Source organism: Sphingorhabdus sp., from assembly GCF_046154385.1.
Taxonomy (GTDB): domain Bacteria; phylum Pseudomonadota; class Alphaproteobacteria; order Sphingomonadales; family Sphingomonadaceae; genus Sphingorhabdus_B.
The window spans coordinates 76,329-99,155 of the sequence record NZ_JBJXFW010000045.1; the positions used below are offsets into that span (position 1 = coordinate 76,329).

Consider the following 22,827-nt stretch of genomic DNA (forward strand, 5'->3'; position numbering starts at 1 on the left):
CAAAAATATCCTTGTTAGGTAAACATTTTGGGACTGCCGATAGCGCCGCGATTGACTTGTAGCCAATATGTCTCGACAAAACGCATTGAGGCCTCTGCCAATAACAGGCCCTTTACTTTGGAGAGATATCAATATGGGTGCGCTGAACTCGGATATTCTGACATTTGATGAATTTCTTGCGCATTGGGTGAAGGAAAAACCGGATGGCCCTGCATTGCTTCAAGATGACCGTTTGCAGAGCTATGCCGATCTGGAACAAACCACTGCCCGGATTGCGGCATTTTTAATCTCGTCCGGATTAAAAAAGGGGGACAGAATTGTCTGGATCGGAAAAAATAGCGATCTTTACTTCAGCCTTTTTTACGGCGCTGCCCGAGCAGGAATTGTAACTGTACCGATCGGTTGGCGATTGGCACCAGCGGAATGGGCCTATATCGTCAATGATACACAAGCGAAATTGCTATTTGTCGGCGCAGAATTTGAAAATATCCGGGCCGAGTTAAATGGCCAATTGCCTTTCATCGAGAAAATCATCGGAGAGGCCGAGGCACGGCAATCTATTGCGGCTGCCGAAAGAACAGAATTTCAGCCCTCTGGCCCTGATGACGCCGTCCTGCAATTATATACATCGGGAACGACCGGAAATCCAAAGGGAGCCGTGCTTTCCAACCGCAATCTGTTTGCATTACGCAAGCATAGTTCCGACCTTGATCTGGCCTATACGCGTTGGGACGAAGATGAAGTCGTTTTGGTGGCGATGCCCTGTGCCCATATCGGGGGTACCGGCTTGGGCATTATGGCGATGGCGTCAGGGCTGCCCGCATTGATATTGGCCGAATTTACACCCGATGGCGTGTTTGACGCGATTGAAAAAAATGGAGTGACGCGTCTGTTTGTTGTACCTGCTGCATTGCATATCATGTTGCAAAGTCCGCGGTGCAAGGACGTCGATTTTAGCCGCCTGAAATATATATTATATGGCGCAGCGCCAATGCCGCTGGAATTATTGCGGCAGAGCATAAACATGTTCGGCGCCGAATTTATCCAGGTCTATGGCATGACCGAAACGACTGGTTCGATTATCATGTTGCCGCCGGAGGACCATGATCCCAAAGGCAATCGGCGGATGCGTTCTGCCGGAAAACCGCTGCCGGGGGTCGAGATCCGCATTGTGGGCGACGAAGGCGAAGACGTGGCCATGGGTGATGTCGGTGAAATCTGGACCCGTTCGTCCAACAATATGATCGGTTACTGGAACCTAACCGAAGCGACCGAAAAAACAATGGTGGATGGCGGTTGGATCAAAACGGGCGATGCGGGCTATCTTGATGAAGACGGATATGTGTTCATCCATGACCGCGTCAAAGACATGATCATTTCCGGCGGTGAAAATGTGTATCCGGCCGAAGTCGAAAGCGCGATTTTTGGGCATCCCGACGTTTTGGAAGTGGCCGTTATTGGTGTGCCCGACGATAAATGGGGCGAGGCGGTAAAAGCGGTCTGTGTTCCCAAGCCGGGCGCGACGATTGATCCTGATACGGTTATTGCATGGGCCCGTGAGCGGATCGCCGGATTCAAAGTTCCGCGGTCAATCGACACCATCGCAGCCCTGCCGCGAAACGCATCTGGCAAGATCCTGAGAAAAGATTTGCGCGCACCTTATTGGGAGGGGCGTGACCGGCAGGTGAATTGAATTCAGCCAACCAGTCGCAAATGCCGTTGCGGGGCGTGGTCCGGTTGGTCGTGCCAGATTCCCCTGACATCATAGACGATTTTGTCGGCCCGTTCCGCAAGCGGTATGGCCTTGAAGGCATCATGGTCGACCAAAGTTATCAGAATGTCACATTCCAACAAGGCTGTATCGATATCGATCAGCTGCGCTCCGGTTCCGTCGAATTCCTTTGGGAGGCTGGATGCATAAGGCTCGATTATGTGAATATTGTTCCCGAAGCTTCGGGCCAGTTGTTCCGCCACTTTCAACGCAGGGCTCTCGCGAAAATCGTCAATATTCGCTTTGAAAGCGAGCCCCATGCAGCCCACCTTGAGCGATGGATTTCCGGCAATCATTTCTGTAGCGCGCGCAATAACATGGTCGACCTTGCCATCGTTGACAGTGCGCGCGGTGCGGATCAGCGGGCTCTGGTCCGGTGCGCTGTGCACGATGAACCAGGGATCCACCGCGATACAATGCCCGCCGACACCGGGACCGGGATGCAATATGTTGACCCGCGGATGACGGTTGGCGAGGCGGATAACCTCCCACACATCAAGTTCCATATGATCGGCGATGATCGACAGTTCATTGGCAAAAGCGATGTTGACATCGCGAAACGCATTTTCGACCAATTTCGTCATTTCGGCCGAGCGTGCATCGGTGGTGATGCATTCACCCCGGACAAAGCGTTTGTAGAAAGTCAGGGCCTTGCGCGCACAGCGCGGGGTTATGCCCCCGATGGAACGGTCGTTATTGGTTAATTCTTCAAGGATACGTCCCGGCAAAACGCGCTCCGGGCAGTAAGCGATCGATATGTCAGCTGTGCCTTTCGCGACACCGGGGACCATTAAATCCGGCCGCAATTTTGATATCATGTCACGGACTTTTTCCGTGGTGCCAACCGGCGAGGTGGATTCCAATATGACAGTATCGCCAGTTTTCAGGACGGCCGCGATAGAGGTCGCGGCATCCAGAACATAGCTGATATCGGGCGCATGATTGTCATCAAAGGGCGTCGGGACGGCGATTACAAAAACATCGGAAGGTTCAACGCAGAGCGAGGCGCGGAGCATTTTGCGTGCAACAACGCCTTGCACCAAGCCATCAAGATCGACTTCCTCGATATGGATTTCGCCGCGATTGATGGTTTCGACGACATTCCGGTTCACATCGACGCCGACCACGCGGCAACCTGAACGGGCGATCACCGCTGCGGTGGGCAACCCGATATAGCCAAGGCCAAGGACGCAAACGTCAGGTTTTTTGTCGACTAACATTCCAAATGATCTCCGCGATGCGCTGGCTAGCCTTGCCATCCCCAAAGGGATTGTGCGCGCGGGCCATTGCTGAATACGCGTTATCATCGTCTAAAAGAGTGAAAATTTCGGAAATTATCCGATTTTTATCGGTGCCAATCAATTTGGCCGTGCCCGCAGTGACGCCTTCGGGGCGCTCGGTCGTGTCTCGCATAACCAACACCGGCTTGCCAAGGGCGGGGGCTTCTTCCTGCACACCGCCGCTATCGGTCAACATGATGTGACTAATCGATAGCAGGCGCGCAAAACTGGGGTAATCCAACGGTTCGATCATGGCGACATTGGGTTCGGTGCCCAACATCCTTTCCATCACAGTTCGCACATTGGGGTTCAGATGTACGGGAAAAATACAGGCGACGTCATCGCGGGCCGCAATCGCCTTGATAGCCAATGCGATATTTTCCATCCCTTCACCGAAATTTTCCCGGCGATGCGTTGTTATCCCGATGATTTTCTTGCCCTTGAAGCGTGCTTCCAAGCTGGTGAGACTGGCGGCCAGTTCCGGGCGATGCGAAATGCGGTCGGTTATCCAGTAAAGCGCGTCGATGACCGTGTTACCCGTCACAAACACATTGTCGTCAGGCACGGCTTCGGCCTTTAATGCCGATGCCGAAACTTGGGTCGGGGCGAAATGCTGGTCGGCGATGGACCCGATGATTTTGCGGTTCACTTCTTCGGGCCATGGGCGATAAATGTCATAACTACGAAGCCCTGCCTCGACATGGCTTACCGGTATCTGTCGATAATATGCTGCCAATGCGCCCACCATGGCCGTTGCAGTGTCGCCTTGCACCAGCACACGATCAGGTTTCGCACTATCAAGAATGCGCCCGATCCCCTCCAGCAGGCGTCCCGTCAAGGCATCGAGCGATTGTCCGGGCTGCATGATGTTCAGGTCATGATCAGGGGTGATTCTGGTAATATGGAGAACCTGATCCAGCATTTCGCGATGTTGTGCGGTCACCAACACCTCACAACTCATCTTATCTTGTTGTTTCAGTGCATTGATTACCGGAAATAATTTAATGGCTTCGGGACGTGTGCCGAAAATCACCATATTCTTGTACATTATTTTGTCCTGCGACTTCGACCAATTGATTGGATCGAAGTCTAAGGCACAAGACGTTAAAAAGTCACGAAAACATGTCCGCAAATTTTAGCGGTTCAAAAAGTAAAAGATCTACTTGCAGCATCGCAGCGAACATGACTGTCGCGCCGGTTTATCATTTACCCTTCGCGGCAACCAATCGGATTGCAAAGCCTCCGCCCGGGGCGATCCGCATCGTCAGGTTGTCCGTGCTTTTGACTGTCTTGTTTTCGATGACAATGGAATGGCGCTTGTCGGTACGATAATCCGCATCGTCGCCATCCCGGTAAATTTCGGCAACATATGATGTGCCGGGGGTCAGGAAGTCGAGTTTGAACGATACCGTGCGTGCTTCTTCGTCCCCGACTGCGCCGATATACCAGTTTTCACCGTTACGTTCCTTGCGGGCGATGGTTACAAAATCGCCGATTTCCGCATTCAGAACGCGCGTATCTTGCCAATCGGTGGGGACATCGCGGATGAACTTCAATGGCTGCGGATATTTGGCGTAATTTTCCGGTGTGTCTGCAACCATCTGAACCGGGGAATAGATGACGACGTAGAGCGCGAGCTGCTTGGCGATCGTTGAAAGGATGTCGCTGTCTTTTTCACCCTTCAAGCTGAGTATCCCTGGTGTGAAATCCATCGGGCCTTCCAGCATGCGCGTGAACACGATATTTGCTTCATGCTCGGGCGGATTTTTACCGGACCAACTGTTATATTCCATCCCGCGCATGCCTTCACGCGCGACCCAATTGGGGTAAGTGCGGTGCAAACCGGTGCCTTTGACCGGTTCATGGCTGTCGATAGCAATTTTGTATTTGGCGGCCGTTTCAACCACGCGCAGCTGGTGGTTGACCATCCACTGACCCTGATGCCATTCGCGATATTTTTTGCCGTCGGCGTCTTCGCGCTCCATCTGGCCGGCGTCGGTGACATAGCCGGTTTTAACGACCATATAATTGTGATCGGCGGCAAATTTGAACGCTGCGTCGAACTGTTTTTCATAATGGGTGGCAGCGCCGCCGGTTTCATGATGCCCGATCAGGCGCACGCCCTTTTTCTTGCCGTAAGCGACCAGCATATCGACATCGAAATCTTCGGTGGGCTTGGCAAAGTCCATATCATAGCCATTGCCGAACCAGTCGCCATCCCAACCTACATTCCAGCCTTCGACCAGCACATGGGGGATATTGTTGGCGCTCGCAAAATCGATGTAGCGTTTGACATTTTCATTGGTGGCACCATGCTTGGGTCCGCGCGCCCAGCTCCACTCGCCCTTAATCATATTCCACCAGACACCGGCAAATTTCCCCGGTTTGATCCAGCTGACATCGCCCAGCTTATTGGGTTCGTTGAGGTTGAGCATCACATGGCTGTGGTAAATTCCCGCTGCATCGTCGGCGATGATTAGCGTGCGCCAAGGTGTTGTCCAAGCGCCCTTTTTCTGCACCTTGGGTTCGCCTGCGCCGGGGTGAAGGGCGGCACGCAAGGTTGTGCCGTCGGTTCTGGAAACCGCCATGCCCGAGTAATCCACCAGAGCCGCCTCGTGCAGCGCGACATGGGTGCCATCGGCCATCTTGATCGTGATCGGGGTGTCGGCATTGCTGACCGCTGACAACGGAGTCTTGTTGTACAGATACTCCTCGCGATTCCAAAGAAACGCAGGTTTCCACCACGCCATGCCATCGCTGGCAAAGGCAAATTCGGTTAGTTCGTCGGCGATATTGGCGTGGGCGAGATTGGGTTGTTCGGGGAATTCATAGCGAAAGCCGACGCCATCTTCATAGAGGCGGAACGTCACGCTGAACACGCGGGCGAGGGCGGTCGTTTCCTTGAAATGGACTTTTAACTCTCGGTAGCGGTTGCGGATCGTTTTCCATTCGCCCCAAGGCTGAGTCCAAGTCTCGTCGAAATCGCGCACTTCCTGTCCGGTTACGGTCAGGCGGCGGTCGATTTTTACGGCATCGGTCAGCAGGAATCCAAGCTTGGATGGCGCAAGAATTGTTTTGCCTTTGCGGTTGACGGCATAGGCTGCGCGGCCGTCGCCGTCGATGCTGACTTCCACATTGATCGCCCCATCTGGGGAGGTAGCGCTGGCCAGCGACTGCGCTTGCGCCGAGGGTGCGAGTATAAGCAACCCGGCCGTAGCTATCACCTCCTTGGTCGTCTTACGCATCCTTTTCTCTCCTTTGTGCAAACGATTGCAATATCAAGCTATACGTTCGGCGATCAGTGCGCCATAGGCCGGCAGGCTCCACGCGTCGCCGCCGTTCACAGAATTGACCGTGCGCCATCGGTCGGGTTGCGCCGGTTGCCAGTCTAAGGCGTCGCCACCCATGTTGAATGCGCAAATCAGATGCTGGGTTTCGCTTTTCCGTTCAAGCACCAATAGATTTGATTGCGCTTCCATGATGCGAAGATTCCCAACGCGCATCGCATCATTGGCGTTTCTGAATGCAATAAGTTCGCGCGTAAAATTCAGCATCGATTGAGGATCGGATTCGGAAAGATCTACGGCCAACGCTTTGTGGTCGGCCCCAAAGGGCAGCCAGGGTTCGGCGCTGCTAAAGCCGCATTGCGGTGCATCGGCGACCCACGGCATCGGGGTGCGCGTGCCGTCGCGGCTCAGCGTCAGGGGCCAGTTGGCAATCGCTTCTGGATCCTGAAGCTTTTCAAAGGGAATATCGACCTGTGTGAGGCCGAGCTCCTCGCCTTGCCAAAGTATGACATTCCCCCGCAGCGACGCAAATAACATCATGACCATCGCAGCATAAGGTTTCTGGGCCTCTGGCGGTGCCCAACGGCTGATCCAGCGCGGCGCGTCGTGGTTGGAAAAGGCCCAGCTTGGCCAACCTATGCCCTCTTCATCCGGCCACGCCTCCAACGCTTCGCGTACCAGCGCCGGTGTCAGTTTTTCGGCATAGAGGAAGTTGAAACCATAAGCACTGTTGAAATGGTTTTCACCGGCGGTGAAGGCTTTCATTTCCCCGTCAGGGTCGGGTCCGCCGACCTCCGCAACGGTAAACCGGTCAGGATATTGGTCCAAAAGCGACCGGATACGACCGATGAAGCCCGGAATATCGGGGTGCGATTGATTGTTGATCTTTAACTGGAAGTCAAAAGGTCGGGTGCGGACACCATTACCCGCAGGGGCAGGGGGATTGTCCTTCATTTCCGGATCATGCATCGCAAAATTTATGGCGTCGACGCGAAAGCCATCGACGCCGCGATCCATCCAGAATTTGGCCACAGCCAGCAATGCCTCTTGCACTTCCGGATTGTGCACATTCATTTGCGGCTGGCTGCTGAGGAAATTGTGCATATAATATTGGCCGCGCCGCGCATCCCAGGTCCAAGCGGGGCCGCCAAATACCGATTGCCAATTATTGGGCGGCGAGCCGTCGATTTTTGCGTCGGCCCAGACATACCAGTCAGCTTTGGCATTTTCGGTGTTGGACCGGCTTTCGGCAAACCACGCATGCAGATCAGAGGTATGCGAATAGACCTGATCGATCAGGATTTTCAGGCCGAGATCATGCGCCCTTGCGACGAGAGCATCGAAATCCGACAGGTTGCCGAAAATCGGATCGACACCGCAATAATCGGCCACATCATATCCGAAGTCTTTCATTGGTGATGTGAAAAAAGGCGATAGCCAAACCGCATCGACGTGTAATGATGCGATATAGTCCAACTTGCCCGTGATGCCCGGTAAATCACCAACGCCATCGCCGTTGGAATCCGCAAAGCTGCGCGGGTAAACCTGATAAATCGTTGCTCCGCGCCACCACGGGCGATGGATTTGGGGGGTCGCAGTCGAGAGGGGATCGCTCATTTTAATTTGCACACCATATAGCCGAATGCAGGAAGCGAAACGGCGATTGAACCTGCCAAGCGCGGGGCGCCGGGGCAGTTTCCGCGCAACACTTCCAATTTCTTCACTGATTTTTCAACCTCGACATTTGCATTCAGTGCCTCTTTTGACGTGTTGAACACGATCAGGACATGTTCACCCGACGCCGAGTCAATCCGTGACGCCGCAAAGAGGCCGGGTTTTTCGCTATAGTTGCGGACAATCTGGTCACCCCGGCGCAACGCCACCTGTTCGTGGCGCAATTTTGCCAGATCAGCGATTGCTGTATAAATCGGGTGGAGGGTATCGAAATTGCTGTCCGCCGTGGTCGCATCGGTGCCGACAAGATCATTGTCATTATACACGGCGACCTTGGAAGGGAACATATCTTCGCGGGAATCCTGATCGTTTCCGTCACCTGCAAAGCCCTGTTCGTCGCCCGAATATATGGTGGGAACGCCGCGCAATGTCATCATCATCGCATGACCCAGCAAGACGCGCTGCAATATCTCGGCATCGGTGGCCTCGGGATGAGCAACACGCATTTCGCGCGCAAAGCGTCCGAAGTCATGATTGCCAAGAAAAGTGGGTAATTGTTTGGCGGTCTGCTTTCCGCCTTCATACAAGTCGTCGCCTTCAAACAGCGTTGCCAGCAATTCGGTTCCGGCGCGACCGGAAACGGTTTCAATGGCCGCCCGGCGAAAGACGAAGTCGAGCACCGTGGGCAATTTGGCAACCCGCGTGTGCAAGGCTTGCGCTTGCACATCCATACCGTCCGATGCGACTTCGCCAAAGATATGGAAATTGGGAATCCCGCGGTTATTTGCATGGGCCATGATGGCCGGGGCAAAAGCCGCCCAGAATTCCGGGTTCACATGGCGCGCCGTGTCGATGCGATAACCATCAATGCCGAAACGGTCGATCCAGCCTTTATAGACATCGATGAAACCTTCGACAACGTGCGGGTCTTCGGTCGCGAAATCATCCAGACCAACGAAATCCCCCATGATCGAATTTTCACCCCGGAAAGTCGTGTTGCCCCGATTGTGGTAATATTGAACATCGTTCATCCACGCAGGCACCTTTATGTCTGCTTCGCTTTTGGGGACGATGGGGGTATAGGCTTTGTCCGGATAATCGGCTCTGCTACGATACTCGCAGGCGCTTTCAGGGCATTCGGCATATTGGATGACGTCGGCGCTATGGTTGGTGATAATGTCCATATAAACCTTCATCCCGCGTGCATGGGCGGCGTCCACAAATGCCTTGAATTCGGCATCGCTGCCGAAATGTGGGTCGACAGACGTAAAATCTGTCACCCAATAGCCATGATATCCCGCCGATTCCTGACCCGGCCCGCCTTGCACCGGCTTATTCTTGAAAATTGGCGCAAACCAGATTGCAGTGGCGCCCATGCCCTGGATATAGTCCAGCCGCTGCACCAGCCCCGCCAAATCCCCGCCATGATAAAATCCCTTGTGTGACGGGTCGAAACCGGTGACCATTTTGTCGCCAGAAAGCCCGCCTTTGTCGTTTGTCCGGTCACCATTTTCAAAGCGGTCGGGCAGGACAAAATAAATGACCTCGTCCTCGGGCAAGCGGTCGCGAAGGGTCTGGGCGGCAAGGGGGGAGGTTCCCAACGAAACCACCGAAAGCATTAGTAAAAGCTTGCGCATGGGACTTGTCCTTTCGTACCAAATGTGAGGACGCTCATCATAGTTCATTACGTCAAGATGTTATGGGCAAAAGCCAACACGGCCTATTACAACAGACACAAAGCAGCAACGCGCTTCAGATCTAGATATTACATGAAATAAAGGGGGGCTGCGAAGCCCTCCCCTTTTTTTATCTTTAGAATTTGTAAGATGCTCCCAAGAAAAACTCCCGGCCAAAAAATTGTAGCGTCCCTGTTTGTGCAGGGCTTCCAAAAAATGTCCGAACAGGTTCGTCGGTCAAATTGTTCGCCTGAAGTAGGATGGATAAGCCGTTAAGCGCGCTCGTTTCTGGGAATTTGTAAGATGCTTGGTAGTCGACCACAAATTCGCTGTTTGTAAAAGGCAATTGCTGGTTGATGCCGGTCTGCGCCGAAATGAACTTCGACCGATATCGAGCGCTCATACGTGTCGAGAAACCATCATAGTCCCAGAAAATCGAGCCATTAGCGACATGCTTTGACAAGCCCGGCAATGGAAGCGTCAGATTGGTACCACTGTTCCCGGCTTCGAAGCTAATTTTACTTTCTGTGTAGGAATAGTTTGCAGAAGCACCCAGTCCTCGCAGTGCGCCCGGCAAGAAGTCAAACGTATAAGTAAACGCCGCTTCAAAGCCGAAAACGCTGCCCCCTTTACCGTTTACCGGTCCACCGAAGCGGCCAATATTCGTCGGAGGATTTGGGCCTCCTTTTGCGGCTTCGAATAAAATTGAATCGACTGTGTTTAACAAGGGCAGCAGACCTGCCGCCCCAAAGTCAAAATTGTCGTCGGTCGAATTGACAATAAATGTTTCCAAATCTTTATAGAATGCGGCGACATTTATGATGCCGTTGCGGTTGAAATAATGTTCGTAAGAAACATCCAACTGATTGGCTATGAACGGAAGCAAACCGGGGTTTCCGCCGCCGCCGCCCGTGAGGCGATTTTCGCCCACATTAAACGAGACGCCGACACCGCTACCCAACTGCGAAATGGGAGGGCGCGACATTGCCCGAGAGGCTGCAAAACGAAGGCTGTCGTTATCGCTCAAGCTGAAATTCAAGTTCATTGAAGGCAAAAATTCGGTGAAGCTAATGCCTATAGTAGGCACACCAGTTACACGACCGACCTCGACATTCGTGGAACTTTGATCCGTATGGACGACCCGAAGACCGAGATTACCGGTAACTGGCAAGTTACCCAGACTGGTATCGATATTAAACTGTCCGTAGCCTGCAAATACATCTTCACTGATGGTGAATGTGTCATTGCGCGTAAATTGCTCATCCTGGTCGGCTACAATTGCGCCGACCTGGTTTTCAACCAAAGCTTTTGGGTCTTTGACCGCAAGGAAGCATGGAAAGCCTGCAGCTGCAAATGCGCCCTTAAAGCACTGAATGGTGGAATTTTCGGGCGTCAATGCGATTGGATCAAGCCGTGTATTTGCAAACTGGAAAAAACCAGCGTCGTTTCCGAAATCAGCGGAAACTCTGAATTGTGACGCATCGCGCAGCGATACGCGCGTTCCAAATTCAAACGAACTCAAAAATCCGCCATCAAATTCATACTTTCCATTGCCCGCAAAGGCCAATAGACGGTCTGTATTGCGGAAGGGAAATACCCCGAAACGTGATAAAAAGAGTTTGCTGCGGTCGGTCTGGTCTTGATCAAAATCAACCGTAGGCAGACCCACGCCACGCAAGAGGTAAGTTACGGATTGATTTGTATCCAGTACCGGTGTCGTTGGCGACACAAAAGTAATGGCTGGCCCACCTCCATTCAGGCTCGACAGCGGAAGTACCGCACTCACTTCATTCGCAAAATCGCTTGTTGCCTTTGAATAGGTAAAATCAGCGGCAAATGTCAGGCGATCTTTTGTGAATTTAGCATTGCTGCCCAACGTGAACAGTTTGTTGTCGTCATTTTGATTGTCATTTATCCCCTGAATGGTGAGGCCAAATCCACCCCCGGCAACCGTTGGCGCACCCACTTGGCGCCTGAATGTGCCACCAATCAGGGCGTTGCCGATTACAGTAGGATTGGTCAGTTCTGTCGCGCGTCCGCTAGGAGTTGAGGCACCATCATTGACGGATTGTGTTCCAATGACGCGTAATCCACGACCGAAAGACTCAGTCTTGAAGCGCGAATAGAATATATCGGTTGTCCATTCGAAATTGTCACTTGGCTTCCATTGAAGAGAGCCGAATGCGCCATCTCGCACATTTGTGCCGCCTTGCTGTTCGGTTTCAAAACCAAAGCTGACCACGTCGGCCACGCCGTCCGCGTTGAAATCCCGATTAGGGCCTTGATAGTCAAAGCCCACAAAACGCGTCGAAACATCCGCTTGATCCAAACGAGAATAGCCCAATGCAATACCGATTGTGCCGTCCGCAAATTGGTCGATATATGAAGCACTCAAACGATAGCCGAACTCACTCGCGTCCAGAATTTCATTGGCACGGTCATTATATTGACCACGAATGTTTACAAAAAACTGCGGGCCGCTTTTGTCGAGAGGACGCACGGTCTTGAGTTCGATGGTGCCACCGATACCGCCTTCGATGAGTGAAGCTTTCGGGGTTTTGTAGATGTCTGCACCAGCAAGCAGCTCGGATGGATATTGGTCAAATTCCACCGAACGATTGCCATTGGGCGAAACTTGCTCACGTCCATTCAATGTCGAGAATGTAAGATTCTGGCTCAAACCGCGAATGTTGATTGCGCTCGATTGGCCATCTGTCCGTTGCGATGCAATTCCGGGCAGTCGCGAAATTGCATCAGCGATTGATGTGTCAGGCAAAGCGGCGAGGTCTTCAGTCGAAACCGACTCAATGATCGTATCGGCTCTACGTTTGGCCGAAATTGCGCTTTCGATGCTGGCTCTGACGCCCGTAACAACAATCGCGTCTTCCTCACCTTCTGCCGGTGCCGCATCCTGGGCGACGGCGGGTGAGACGAGGGTGGCGACCATTGCGGTGCCAAGAGCAAAACGGCTTGCACTATGCGCAAGTTGGCGCGCAGAATTAAACTGGAACTTGGCCATGATAAACTCCCCTAAAAGGCCTCGTCCTATTTGGCGGACGATAACCGGCTACGTTGAAAACTGCACCCACGACGCGGCGAGGGTGCGTTTGACACCCTGTCAAAGTGCGCCTGACGCCGCGTGTTGACCAGAAATCCACATACGTATTCAGAATATGCATTTTCAGATGTTGCAATTTTGCAACATATCGGGCCAATTCACTCTGGGCATTCTGCGATCATTGCGTCACTCTGTTTGACGTCCTAAGCTGGTGTCAGGAGCAGGAAAGGCGCTGACCGGCTATGGCAGGCAAAGCCACATCATTTGACATCGCGCAGCTTGCAGGTGTCTCACAGCCAACCGTTTCGCGGGCATTGCGCGGAAGTCCGACGGTATCGGAAAAGACACGGCTGCGTATTGAGGCCATCGCCCAGCAATTGAATTACAAGGTCGATAAAAATGCGTCGAACTTGCGACTGCAGGAAACGCGGACCTTGGCGTTGCTGTTTTTTGAAGAGCCGACGCCTGACGAAACCGGAATAAACCCTTTTTTCCTGTCGATGCTCGGCTCGCTTACCCGCACCTGCGCGCATCGCGGTTATGATCTGCTGATTTCATTCCAGCAGCTTTCGTCCAACTGGCATGTCGATTATGAAGACAGCCGCAAGGCCGACGGCATCATCTTGTTGGGCTATGGGGACTATGAGCTTTATCGCGCGAAACTTGAACAATTGGTGGAGCAGGGGACGCATTTCGTCCGCTGGGGCTTTGCCCAGGAAGGGCAGCCGGGAACGACCATCGGTTGCGACAATTTTCGGGGCGGGATGGATGCGGCGCGGCATTTGATGCAGCATGGCCGCCGGAAAATCGCATTTCTGGGCGATGCGAGCAGCCATTATCCCGAATTTCAGGATCGCTATCGCGGGTCCTGCGAGGCACAAGGTGGCGAGGGCATCATTGCCGATCCCAAATTGCAGATCGATGCCCTGAATTCTCAGGATGCAGGCTATGATGCAGCGCAAACCCTGATTGCTAGCGGCGCAGAATTTGACGCCCTTTTCGCCGCGAGCGATACCATCGCAATCGGCGCAATGCGGGCGTTGCGCGAACATGGCCTCGATATACCCAAGGATGTTGCGATCATCGGTTTCGATGACATTCCGGCGGCAAGCCTGACCCATCCGCCATTGACCACGATCCAGCAGGATTACCGGTTGGCAGGCGAGGTTCTGGTCGATGGTGTGTTGAAGCAAATTCGCAATGAACAGGTGCCGACAGAGGTGTTGCCGGCAAAGCTGATCGTCCGCAAATCCTGCGGAATGCACTGAATCGGCTTGCGTATACGTATACGTATACGTATGCGTAACGGGCACCGCCCATTGCGACACGCCAGTCTTTATGTCAGCCTGACGCCAAATATAAGATAAGCTTAGGATTGGAACGCTCTTGGAAAAACCGCGTCAGGGATTTTGGGGGCTGTGGAATATCAGCTTTGGTTTTTTTGGTATCCAGATCGGATTTGCGCTTCAAAACGGAAATATGTCGCGAATTTTTCAGGCGCTGGGCACCAGTCTGGACGATTTGCCTGCATTGTGGATTGCCGCACCATTGACAGGATTGCTCGTCCAACCGCTGGTCGGTCATTTGAGTGACCGGACATGGCTTGGCAGATTTGGACGCCGCCGTCCCTATTTTTTGGCAGGCGCATTTTTGGCCGCATTGTCGCTGGTGCTTATGCCTTTTGCCAAAATATTGTTCTTTGCGGCATTGATGTTGTGGGTGCTTGATGCGTCGTTGAATATTTCGATGGAGCCGTTTCGTGCGTTTGTAGGGGATATGCTCTGCAAGGATCAACATACCGCAGGCTATGCCATCCAAACGGCGTTTATCGGCGCAGGCGCAGTGGTCGGCTCGGCGTTTCCTTATGTGTTGGACGCATGGGGCGTGGCCAATCTGGCCCCGACGGGGCAAATTCCCGACACCGTAAAATATAGCTTCTGGTTCGGCGGCATAGCGTTATTCCTGGCCGTATTGTGGACCGTGGTGACGACCAGGGAATATGGTCCTGCGGAAATGGCGATGTTCAATGGTCCTTCGACGGACAATGACGCCACAATTCGGGCACTTGCGTCACGATCAATGACCAGCGCGATTTCTTGGATTGCCGTAGGCGCGTTCGTGGTCGTGCTGGTCGGATTATTGGGCTTGGAAAAGGAAATATATCTGCTGGGTGCGTTGGTTGCCGGATATGGCGTTGCAAGCGTGCTCGCCATCGGACTTGCCCAATCCGGCCGCAGCAACAATATATTATCCCACATCGTCGGCGATTTTTCGGGAATGCCGGAAATCATGAAAAAGCTGGCTTTGGTTCAGTTTTTCAGCTGGTCTGCATTGTTCATCATGTGGATTTACACCACACCTGTGGTTGCCCAATATATGTTCGGATCGGCCGATCCCGCCAGCGCGGCCTATGGTGACGGCGGCAATTGGGTTGGCACATTGTTCGCCATTTACAATGGTGTTGCGGCGTTAACGGCTTTGATTATCTTACCGAAAATGGCGGAGAAATTTGGCAAGGTAAATACGCACATGGCCTGCCTTTTGGCCGGGGCTGCGGGCTATGCCAGCTTTCTTTTCATACGCGATCCAAATTTGCTCATCCTGTCCGAAATTGGCGTGGGCATTGCTTGGGCATCGATATTGGCGATGCCTTATGCCATTTTGGCATCAAGCCTGCCTGCCCAAAAAATGGGCATCTATATGGGGCTGTTCAACGTGTTTATCGTGATCCCCCAATTGCTCGTCGCGACCGTGATGGGCAGCATTTTGAAAGCGTTTTTCCCAACCGAACCTATCTGGACAATGGCCTTTGCAGCATTCGTGATGCTCTGCGCTGCGCTTGCCATGTTGCGGGTAAAAGAAGCCGGGGCTTCTGCTTAAAACGATCCTGGAACTTCGCGTTGTGCAAGGCTGGGATTTGTCGGAAGCGGCAAAATCTCGCGCTGGCTGCGCGACGATGTCCGCTGTGCGCTTTGACTTGCAACCACGGGAGTGCAGCTGCGTCCTGCGACAAAATCAAGCGCCGTCCGCAATGAAGCTTCCTGCGGATCGCCCAGCGGACGGGTAATGTCATCGGCGGCGGCGCACGTTGTGCCCATGGTACCAGCCAGGCCGGAGAAATAGTCACCCTGACCCGCGGCATTGTCCTTTGCAAAGGCGACCACGCGTATCCGGTCGTCGCACGATGCCTGGTCGACGGCAATTTGCCCCACCGGCTTGCCGAAACTGTTGCTGCCAATCAACGCGGCGTTTACGCCAAGAAAGGGCGTAAAACTGTTCATCACCAATTCGCTGGCGGAGGCGGTGGCATTGGTTGAAATGAAAGCAATTTTCACCGGAGAGACGGATTGCGGTTGCGGCGAAAACCGCCGTGTTTCGTTGTTCGAAGATTTTGAAGCGCGAAAACGGGTAACTGTAAAAACATCGCTGCTAAACCGGTTTCCGCCCATCAAATCGCCCATCAATTCCGCGGTGGAAACCAGTCCGCCGCCATTATAGCGAAAATCGATCACAAAATTTGTAATACCTTGCGCCCGAAAATCGGCGAATGCGGTTCGCAATTGATTGTCTGCGGTCGTAATGAATGTCCGCATATTGATGTAACCAACCCGTTGGCCGCCATCATCGATTATTTTGGAGCCATAACGCGGCGACAGCGGTTCGATGTTGAAATTGGATTTGGTTACAGTCACATCGCGCGTGCCCGCGTTATCGGTAATACGCAAAACACGACTTGTTCCGGCGGTGCTTGGTCCCAGTGCATCATTTACGCCATTGGGTCCCTGCGTGGTCAAAATATCGGCCACCGCCGCCAGGTTTGATGTATTGGTTCCGATCGCCAGAATCTCGGTTCCGCGATCAATGCCGGCGTTCAGGGCAGGTGCACCTTCAAACGCCTCAATAATGAAAAGACGGTTTCCTTGATACGCAAGACGCACACCGAAACCGGCGGTTGAGCCCGAGGAAAAGAACGCATTCTCCTCTTGTATCGACGTAATATAAGTAAAGAACCGGTCGCGCCCCTGTCCGCGGGCGGTTGCCGTCAGTGCATCGATATAGGCCTGAACGGAGCTAAATCCCGATGGGCTAAGCGCTGCTGGCAATGTATCAGGGAAAAGATACCATTCGTTGAGAACCGAAAACGCAAAATTTTGCCGGTCAACAAGGCCACAGCTTGTCGTTGTCGGCGGCGTGCCCGGCGTTATGCTTGTCGGAGGCGCCGTCACAGACCCCCCGCCGGAACCACCGCAGGCCGTCAATCCTGCGGCAAGAATAACGATGACGTTCTTGAATGGGCCCATTTTCATAGTGTCAGATCTTCCGCCTGCGCCACCCATGTTGGGGTAGCAGTCATACAGCTATTCACTGGTCCTGTATAAGTCCACTTTTTTCAGAGTTAAAAAACGGGGATAAATTGTAACCATAATATGGTGAGCCCTGCTGGGTTCGAACCAGCGACCTACTGATTAAAAGTCAGTTGCTCTACCTACTGAGCTAAGGGCCCTCATCGAAACCGCATGTGCGGTTTGAAAGAGAGCGCTCCCCCTAATGGCGCTAGGGTGCGGGGTCAAGCCGCTTTGGACGGTTAAATCGCGATTGTAACTGCCGAACCGAAAGGCCGGTTAACGGGTCGCGCCAATCCGGTACGATCATGGCTGCCGGGGTCAGCACGAAATTGCGTTGTCGCATCGCGGGATGGGGTATTGATAGATCCGGGTTGGTGCTGGCCCAAATACCGCCCGACCAAAGAATAATGTCCAAATCCAGCGTCCGTGCACCCCATCGCTGTCCGCGCCGGATCCGCCCGAAATGCGATTCCACATCGTGCAGCCGCATCAGCAGTTCTGATGGTTCCAGCGTTGTGGATAGAACAGCTGCCGCGTTGGCATAGCATCGCAGCGAAGGCCCCATCGGGGCGCTCGTTATGACCGAAGATTCGGCAAATACATCAATATCATCCATTTCAAGCGCGGCGATTGCGTGATGAATAATCTGTGTGGGATTGCCAATCAGCGGATGAGGCTGATTAGAGCCCAGGCCGATAAGATAAAGGTGGGTCAGCTTATATATCCTGCGCCAAACGGCTATAAAGCTGGGGTCTTCTATCCCGGAAGAACCCCATGCTCGCGCGGTGGGCGCGCGCTTGATCGAGATCAAAAGTTGCGACCAGCAAGCCGGTTTCATTGTCATCCAGATCCGCAACGACATCGCCCCATTCATTTGCGATGAAACTGGTGCCGTAGAATTTTTGCGGGGTTAAGCCGTGATCGTCTTCGCTGCCGACGCGGTTGGCGGCGATGACGGGCATACAATTACTGACCGCATGGCCGACCATCGCCCGCCGCCACATATGCCTTGTATCAAGAGTGGAGTCCTGAGGTTCTGCGCCGATGGCCGTGGGATAAAAAAGCATCTCCGCACCCATCAAGGCCATCACCCGCGCGCATTCGGGATACCATTGGTCCCAACAGATGCCAACGCCGATGCGGGTACCGAACACGTCCCAAACCTTGAATCCACTATTGCCGGGCCGGAAATAATATTTTTCCTGATAGCCGGGGCCATCGGGAATGTGGCTTTTGCGGTAAGTGCCGAGAATTTCGCCCCCGGCATCAATCATTGCAATCGTGTTGTAAAAATGCGCGCCATCGCGTTCAAAGAAGCTGGTGGGGATGGCGACACCCAATTGCTTTGCAAGTTTCGCCATCGCCCGCACCGATGGATGTTCCAGGGTCGGGCGGGCAAGGGCGAAGTGCGCCTCTTCCTGCGTTTTGCAGAAATAGGGTCCTGAAAAAAGTTCCGGCGGAAGAATGATCTGCGCGCCATGTCCCGCCGCCTGACTTACAAGGTCGGTTACGGCGTCTATGTTTTCGGCTTCGGTGCCGGCCAAGGGCAGTTGAAGTGCGGCGACGGAGATTGAACGGGTCATAGACGCGCTATAGCCGCACACCGAAACGCGCGGCAATGCCGATTGTTGCGAGATAGAGTAAAACGGTAATCATGGCGGCGGCGGATAGTGTTAGCCAGAAGCCAATTCCGCTCCGCAACATCCAAGGGATAATCAAAAACATCGGGAGACTGGGCAGTACATACCAGAATGTCGCTTCGGCATGGTTGGCCAGCAACTTCGGATCGGCTGTGTCGCGCCACAACCAGATCATGCCTAATATTGAAATAAGCGGCAGCGACGCGATAAGCGCCCCTGCCGCTGGAGCTTTTTTGCCGACCAATGCGATCAGTGCGATGATAACTCCCGAGAGTATCGCTTTGATCGCAAAAGCCAGCATTGCCAAATCAGGGACGCTTTTTGAACAACAGCGTCATACGATCGGACTCGCCGATGGCTTCGTATTTTGCCCTGTCCTGATCCTTGAGTGTCAACTGTGGCGGCAACGTCCAAACGCCGTCGGGCCAATTGGCAGAGTCCTTGGGATTGGCGTTTATCTCGCTTTTTCCAACCAGTTCAAAGCCGTTTATTTCCATCAAATTGATGACGTCGGCTTCGCGCAAATAGCCCATATTGCCGTTGGAATAGCTGTAGGGTGCATCGGCCTTTGCACGGTGTTGCTCGATTCCAATCAAACCGTCATCTTTCAGCAGTTCGCGCATGCGTTTCAGTTCGGTATCGACGATATTGAAACGGATCAAATTGTGCACCATCCGCATCAACAAAATCCGGTCATAGGTGCCTTTCGCGCCTTCAGGAATGGCGTCGAGGGTAAAGCCAGCATAATCGGTTGCCGGGCGGCCGGTGACCTTGGCGACATCTTCGCCGAATTTTGCCGCGCTGGCTTTGATACGGGCATGCGATTCGGGTGTTCCGAAACCGGCGTCCGTGCTGAAATACAGGCCGTTGAACTTGCCCTTTTCATCGACATATTTGCCGAGAATACGCGAAATCCATTCACCTCCGGGGGCGTATTCGCCAATGACATGATCGGGATGCAGGCGGAAAAAATCGAAGGTTTCAGCAGGGTGGCGATATTTGTCGCGCTTGGAATCTTCCGCACGTGACGGATCGACAAGTATTTTCGCCAGCCGTTCCTGATGCGCCTTGTGCATCTTGTCATGTTCGGCCTTGTTCATTTCGTGATGGTCGGCACAGGCGGGCACCGATATCAATGTAGCCGCCATGGCAAGGAAAAGAGATTTATTCATGGGGGATTCCTCTCTGTTGTGGGTGGGACCTTTATGGGGGTGGTTGGCGTAAAAGCCAATAGCGTCAAATTGGCACCTGCTGGCTGGAGCAATGGAAGCTGCCGCCGCCCGTGAGGACGGCATCGGCGGGTAGCCCCACGATCCTATGGGCCGGGAACAGGCTTTGCAGCTCTGTCAGAGCGGCATCATCATAGCGGCTGCCATAGGTGGGAACGACCACTACGCTGTTGCCGATATAGAAGTTCATATAGCTTGCCGGGACGGCTTCCCCATATTGTTCGAACCGCCCGACCGAGGGCAGGGGCGTCACCCGGCACCCGAAGTCCTCCGCCGTTTTGCGCGCGGCGGCATAGACGGCGCTGTTCGGGTCGTCCGCATCGCGTGCTTCGGGGATGACCAGATGGTTCGGCCCCACGAAACGCGCGAGATTGTCGACATGGCCGTCGGTATGATCGTTGGCGAGGCCATCGCCAAGCCAGAGAAGTTGATCGATCCCAAGGTCGCTGCGCAATCGTGCTTCGATTTGTGCCTTGCCCAGTTCCGGATTGCGGTTGGGGTTCAACAGGCAGTCGACCGTGGTGACGGCGCGGCCCTCGCCATCGACATCGATGGAGCCGCCTTCCAATACCCAATCGCACGGCGTGGCCGTCAGGCCAGCCGCCTGCGCGAGCGTCTTGCCGATATCCTGATCACCGTCAAAATTGAACCGGTTGCCCCAGCCGTTAAATCCGAAATCGCGCGCGATCCGGCCATTGCCTTGGCCGACAATGATGCAGCCTGTGTCACGGAGCCACACATCGCCGATATGGCGTTCCTCGACAATCACGCCCGGCGCGGCGAGATCGCGGGCGACTTTGGCCGCATCGGCATTGCCCGCGATCAGATACACCGTCTCGCCCTTGCCGCCGTCGTGGACGGCATTGGCAAAGGCGGCGATCTGCTTTTGGGCGGCAGCAAAGGGTTCTTCCCAATGGCCCCAAAAGCTGGGGAAGCCTATCCAGACACGCTCATGCGGCGCCCATTCGGCGGGCATTCTCAACGTCATGGTAATTTACTTTCCGTCGCGGCTTTTGTCACGGATCGCGCGGAATTCGTCGCCGTCATTCCAATTGGGCCAGGCGTCGGTCATCGCCAGCATCCGGCCTACGCGATAATAAAGGCGAAGGTCGGCCATCACACCGGACCAGTCCCATGCCTCGTCATATTCGTCGCCGGGGGCGTGATAACGGTTCTTCTCATAATCCTCGGCAGCCGCTTTGGCCGCTTCCTTGCCGCCGGTGACAAGATCGTCTCCGCCTTCAAAATAGACCATCGGCACGCCCAATTTGGCAAAGCTGAAATGGTCCGAACGATAGTAGAAACCTTTTTCAGGCGTCGGCTCCATTTCGGGGGTGCGTTCCTCGGCCTTGGCGGCAGCGTTCAGATAATCGTCAAGTTGCGATTTGCCTTTGCCAATGACGGTCAGGTTCTTCGCAGGCCCTGCCATGGAAAAGGCATCCATGTTGACGCCGCCGACGGTCTGGCTCAGCGGAAAGACCGGGTTTTCGGCGTAAAATTTGGAACCCAGCAGACCCGATTCCTCGGCGGTTACCGCAAGGAACACGACGCTACGGTCCGGTGCGCCAGCTTTTTTGAAACCTTCGGCCAATGCAACCAGAGCCGCGGTTCCGGTGGCATTGTCGACTGCACCGTTGCAGATATCATCGCCATCGGCTGCTGCGGTGCAGCGGCCCAGATGGTCCCAATGGGCGGTGTAGAGGACATATTCCTCAGGCCGTTTTGCGCCCTTTATAATGCCGATGACATTCTTGCTCGCCTTACGCGCAATGTCATTGTCAAAACTCAACGACGCCGTCAGGCCCAAGGGCACAGCCTTGAAGCCTTTCTTTTTTGCAGCCGCCATCTGCTTGGCCAGATCCTGACCAGCGGCGGCGAAAATTTCCTTTGCGACGTCTTTCTGGATCCAGCCATTGGCGGCTGTCTGGCTGGCACCAGCGTCTTTGGACTGGGCCAGAAACTGCGTTCCGGTCCAGCTCGAATTGACGACATTCCAGCCATAAGCGGCGGGCGCATCATCATGGATAATCAGGACCGCTGCCGCTCCCTGCCGGGCGGCCTCTTCATATTTATAGGTCCAGCGGCCATAATAGGTCATCGCCTTGCCGCCAAAGTCGCCCTTCAGATCGGCGGCATCGAAATCCGGATCGTTGACCATGACGACGACTGTTTTGCCTTTTACATCGACGCCGGCGTAGTCATTCCAGCCTTTTTCGGGGGCTACAATCCCGTGACCGACAAAGACCAATTCGCTTTGGTCGATTTTGGTCCGTGCTGATTCGCGATAGCTGCCAACCACAAATTCGCTGCCATAAGCAAAGGACATCGCCTTGCCGCTCCTGTCAGCGATGCTGAGAGCCGAGACATTTTTGGCGGTAATTTCGACCAGTGGAACATCTTGGGTCCAGTCACCTTTATTCCCTGGCTCCAGCCCGGCTTTTTTGAATTGGTCGATCAGATAGGAGACAGTTTTTTCTTCACCCGGCGAACCTGGCGCACGGCCCTCATAACTGTCGAGCGACAGTTCTTTTGTCACGTCCTTCATCGTCTGTTCGGAAAGGGCAGGCACCTCGACTTGGGGAAGCGCCGCGTTGTCTAACGCCTTGTCGTCGATCTGTTTGCAGGCGGAAGTGAGGGCAAGTGTCGAGGCGAGGGCGAGCGTAAGGAAACGCATGATATTCTCCTGATGGGAAAAGATGTTGGCGCCTTCTGCCAGAGGCTGCCCCTTGCCTCAATTGAAAAAGCTGAATCCATCGAGAAGGGCCAGAAATCTCTACCGGTTCCCGATCGTTCCGGAATGATTACAAAAATTCAGAGCATTTCGATGCTTTTGGCTTGCAACCGAATTTCGCCGCATTACCCATCA

At 53.9% G+C, this 22,827-nt stretch carries 16 protein-coding genes and 1 tRNA gene; 3 read left to right on the plus strand and 14 right to left on the minus strand.

Annotated features, from left to right (window positions below; genetic code table 11):
* Nucleotides 1–133: 133 nt before the first annotated feature.
* Nucleotides 134–1,693, plus strand: a complete 1,560-nt coding sequence (locus ACKVOS_RS08925; protein WP_409211662.1) for a fatty acid--CoA ligase — start codon at nucleotides 134–136, stop codon at nucleotides 1,691–1,693.
* A gap of 2 nt (nucleotides 1,694–1,695) precedes the next feature.
* Here the strand turns inward: ACKVOS_RS08925 and wecC are convergent, their stop codons facing one another.
* From wecC to ACKVOS_RS08955, 6 genes are all read right to left on the minus strand, one after another.
* The gene (wecC, locus tag ACKVOS_RS08930; RefSeq protein WP_409211663.1) at nucleotides 1,696–2,991 is read right to left on the minus strand and encodes a UDP-N-acetyl-D-mannosamine dehydrogenase; all 1,296 of its coding nucleotides are present in this window, start codon (nucleotides 2,989–2,991) and stop codon (nucleotides 1,696–1,698) included.
* On the minus strand, nucleotides 2,969–4,099 hold the full coding sequence (gene wecB / locus ACKVOS_RS08935) for a non-hydrolyzing UDP-N-acetylglucosamine 2-epimerase (protein WP_409211664.1): 1,131 nt from the start codon (nucleotides 4,097–4,099) through the stop codon (nucleotides 2,969–2,971). The genes wecC and wecB overlap by 23 nt, the downstream gene beginning before the upstream one ends.
* 154 nt (nucleotides 4,100–4,253) lie before the next feature.
* Nucleotides 4,254–6,296, minus strand: a complete 2,043-nt coding sequence (locus ACKVOS_RS08940) for a glycoside hydrolase family 97 protein (RefSeq protein ID WP_409211665.1) — start codon at nucleotides 6,294–6,296, stop codon at nucleotides 4,254–4,256.
* Nucleotides 6,297–6,329: 33 nt separating this feature from the next.
* Nucleotides 6,330–7,955: an alpha-amylase family glycosyl hydrolase gene (locus tag ACKVOS_RS08945; RefSeq protein ID WP_409211666.1), complete on the minus strand. Its 1,626-nt coding sequence runs from the start codon at nucleotides 7,953–7,955 to the stop codon at nucleotides 6,330–6,332.
* Nucleotides 7,952–9,649 (minus strand): alpha-amylase family glycosyl hydrolase, encoded by a 1,698-nt coding sequence (locus tag ACKVOS_RS08950; protein WP_409211667.1) that lies wholly within the window; start codon nucleotides 9,647–9,649, stop codon nucleotides 7,952–7,954. Before ACKVOS_RS08950 ends, ACKVOS_RS08945 begins: the two co-directional genes overlap by 4 nt.
* A gap of 175 nt (nucleotides 9,650–9,824) precedes the next feature.
* Nucleotides 9,825–12,707, minus strand: a complete 2,883-nt coding sequence (locus tag ACKVOS_RS08955; protein ID WP_409211668.1) for a TonB-dependent receptor — start codon at nucleotides 12,705–12,707, stop codon at nucleotides 9,825–9,827.
* 281 nt (nucleotides 12,708–12,988) lie between these two features.
* On the opposite strand from ACKVOS_RS08955, the gene ACKVOS_RS08960 reads away from it, so the two are divergent.
* On the plus strand, nucleotides 12,989–14,014 hold the full coding sequence (locus tag ACKVOS_RS08960) for a LacI family DNA-binding transcriptional regulator (RefSeq protein ID WP_409211669.1): 1,026 nt from the start codon (nucleotides 12,989–12,991) through the stop codon (nucleotides 14,012–14,014).
* 118 nt (nucleotides 14,015–14,132) lie between these two features.
* Nucleotides 14,133–15,626, plus strand: a complete 1,494-nt coding sequence (locus tag ACKVOS_RS08965) for an MFS transporter (protein ID WP_409211670.1) — start codon at nucleotides 14,133–14,135, stop codon at nucleotides 15,624–15,626.
* Here the strand turns inward: ACKVOS_RS08965 and ACKVOS_RS08970 are convergent.
* The 8 genes from ACKVOS_RS08970 to ACKVOS_RS09005 all read right to left on the minus strand — a co-directional run bounded on the left by ACKVOS_RS08970 (nucleotide 15,623) and on the right by ACKVOS_RS09005 (nucleotide 22,635).
* Nucleotides 15,623–17,053 carry a S41 family peptidase gene (locus ACKVOS_RS08970; protein ID WP_409211671.1) on the minus strand — a complete coding sequence of 477 codons (1,431 nt, stop codon included), beginning with the start codon at nucleotides 17,051–17,053 and terminating at the stop codon, nucleotides 15,623–15,625. The two genes, ACKVOS_RS08965 and ACKVOS_RS08970, sit on opposite strands and share 4 nt — an antisense overlap.
* Nucleotides 17,054–17,174: 121 nt before the next feature.
* Nucleotides 17,175–17,250, minus strand: a tRNA-Lys gene (locus ACKVOS_RS08975).
* Between the two features lie 50 nt (nucleotides 17,251–17,300).
* Nucleotides 17,301–17,852, minus strand: a complete 552-nt coding sequence (folK, locus tag ACKVOS_RS08980; protein WP_409211783.1) for a 2-amino-4-hydroxy-6-hydroxymethyldihydropteridine diphosphokinase — start codon at nucleotides 17,850–17,852, stop codon at nucleotides 17,301–17,303.
* A complete protein-coding gene (gene aguB / locus ACKVOS_RS08985; protein WP_409211672.1) occupies nucleotides 17,809–18,675 on the minus strand; it encodes an N-carbamoylputrescine amidase in 867 nt (288 codons plus the stop codon). Before aguB ends, folK begins: the two co-directional genes overlap by 44 nt.
* A gap of 7 nt (nucleotides 18,676–18,682) precedes the next feature.
* Nucleotides 18,683–19,033: a DUF3147 family protein gene (locus ACKVOS_RS08990; protein WP_409211784.1), complete on the minus strand. Its 351-nt coding sequence runs from the start codon at nucleotides 19,031–19,033 to the stop codon at nucleotides 18,683–18,685.
* A 7-nt stretch (nucleotides 19,034–19,040) separates the two neighbouring features.
* On the minus strand, nucleotides 19,041–19,904 hold the full coding sequence (locus ACKVOS_RS08995) for a class I SAM-dependent methyltransferase (protein ID WP_409211673.1): 864 nt from the start codon (nucleotides 19,902–19,904) through the stop codon (nucleotides 19,041–19,043).
* Nucleotides 19,905–19,968: 64 nt separating this feature from the next.
* Nucleotides 19,969–20,949: an agmatine deiminase family protein gene (locus ACKVOS_RS09000; protein WP_409211674.1), complete on the minus strand. Its 981-nt coding sequence runs from the start codon at nucleotides 20,947–20,949 to the stop codon at nucleotides 19,969–19,971.
* Nucleotides 20,950–20,955: 6 nt separating this feature from the next.
* Nucleotides 20,956–22,635, minus strand: coding sequence for a M28 family metallopeptidase (locus ACKVOS_RS09005; protein ID WP_409211675.1), 1,680 nt, complete (start codon nucleotides 22,633–22,635; stop codon nucleotides 20,956–20,958).
* Between the last annotated feature and the right edge of the window lie 192 nt (nucleotides 22,636–22,827).

Bases quoted from the DNA above. Each gene is read 5' to 3' on its own strand.
- ACKVOS_RS08925 (WP_409211662.1), top strand. From the start codon at position 134: ATGGGTGCGCTGAACTCGGATATTCTGACATTTGATGAATTTCTTGCG.
- wecC (WP_409211663.1), bottom strand. From the start codon at position 2,991: ATGTTAGTCGACAAAAAACCTGACGTTTGCGTCCTTGGCCTTGGCTAT.
- wecB (WP_409211664.1), bottom strand. From the start codon at position 4,099: ATGTACAAGAATATGGTGATTTTCGGCACACGTCCCGAAGCCATTAAA.
- ACKVOS_RS08940 (WP_409211665.1), bottom strand. From the start codon at position 6,296: ATGCGTAAGACGACCAAGGAGGTGATAGCTACGGCCGGGTTGCTTATA.
- ACKVOS_RS08945 (WP_409211666.1), bottom strand. From the start codon at position 7,955: ATGAGCGATCCCCTCTCGACTGCGACCCCCCAAATCCATCGCCCGTGG.
- ACKVOS_RS08950 (WP_409211667.1), bottom strand. From the start codon at position 9,649: ATGCGCAAGCTTTTACTAATGCTTTCGGTGGTTTCGTTGGGAACCTCC.
- ACKVOS_RS08955 (WP_409211668.1), bottom strand. From the start codon at position 12,707: ATGGCCAAGTTCCAGTTTAATTCTGCGCGCCAACTTGCGCATAGTGCA.
- ACKVOS_RS08960 (WP_409211669.1), top strand. From the start codon at position 12,989: ATGGCAGGCAAAGCCACATCATTTGACATCGCGCAGCTTGCAGGTGTC.
- ACKVOS_RS08970 (WP_409211671.1), bottom strand. From the start codon at position 17,053: ATGAAAATGGGCCCATTCAAGAACGTCATCGTTATTCTTGCCGCAGGA.
- aguB (WP_409211672.1), bottom strand. From the start codon at position 18,675: ATGACCCGTTCAATCTCCGTCGCCGCACTTCAACTGCCCTTGGCCGGC.
- ACKVOS_RS08990 (WP_409211784.1), bottom strand. From the start codon at position 19,033: ATGCTGGCTTTTGCGATCAAAGCGATACTCTCGGGAGTTATCATCGCA.
- ACKVOS_RS08995 (WP_409211673.1), bottom strand. From the start codon at position 19,904: ATGAATAAATCTCTTTTCCTTGCCATGGCGGCTACATTGATATCGGTG.
- ACKVOS_RS09000 (WP_409211674.1), bottom strand. From the start codon at position 20,949: ATGACGTTGAGAATGCCCGCCGAATGGGCGCCGCATGAGCGTGTCTGG.
- ACKVOS_RS09005 (WP_409211675.1), bottom strand. From the start codon at position 22,635: ATGCGTTTCCTTACGCTCGCCCTCGCCTCGACACTTGCCCTCACTTCC.